The sequence below is a fragment of the Bradyrhizobium sp. P2_E8 genome (assembly GCF_056403875.1).
This window is the reverse complement of sequence record NZ_JBFUES010001759.1, coordinates 1-767: the sequence shown is the minus strand read 5'-3', so window position 1 is coordinate 767 and position 767 is coordinate 1. Positions and strand designations below refer to the sequence as shown.

Genomic DNA, 767 nt, shown 5'->3' with positions numbered 1-767 from the left:
GGGAAAACGAGAGAAGACGCAGCACCTCAGTCTCCGGGGACTGCGTGATAGAAGGTGCCGGGATCGAGCTCGGCCGCCGGCCCGACCAGGTCGCGGCCGCCGGTCTCGGCCAGCACGCGATAGAGCACGCGCGCATCCGCCTCCTCGTCGGCGATGCTTCGGCGCGGAATGCCGTCGCGATAACGGTCACGGTAGGTCTTGAGCATGACGGCATCGCTCGTGCCGGTGAGCGGCGCGATCTTCTCCCAGGCCGCGTCGGAGGTGACCAGCAATTGCTTGGCCTTGCGGGTCATCGCGATGAAGCGCGCCACCGCCTCGCGATGGCTTGCCGCCCAGCTCTCGTCGAAGACATAGCCGACCGCGGAGACTGCTCCCTTGGCGCCCAGCTTCGGCAGGATGTCCTCGATGCCGGCGAGGCGGCGAAAGCCCTTGGCCTCGAGCTGGGCGCAGAAATTCCAGAAATTGAGGCTGGCATCCATCTCGCCGTCGAGCGCCTTGGCGGCGATCAAAGGCGGCGCGCCATAGACGATGGTCGCTTCCGACTTGAGGTCGATGCCGTCCTGCTTCATCCGCGCCTGCAGCAGCAGCCAGCTCTTGTCGATCGGGCCGCCACCGACGGCGAGCTTGCGGCCCTTGAGGTCGGCGAGCGTCTTGATCGGCGAGGCCGCGGGCACCATTACCGCGCCGAGTGCGCTGGAATAGGGGTAGAAGGTGAGCTTGGCGCCGAGGGCGCGCTCGCGCGACACCCACAGCCAGTCCGACAGGAT

1 protein-coding gene is annotated in these 767 nt (G+C 67.3%); it reads right to left on the bottom strand.

The genetic code is table 11. The annotated features are described in order from the left end of the window. Positions 1 to 26 precede the first annotated feature (26 nt). A partial coding sequence (locus AC1D00_RS43725) for an ABC transporter substrate-binding protein (protein ID WP_477015014.1) occupies positions 27 to 767 on the bottom strand: 741 nt, incomplete at its 5' end.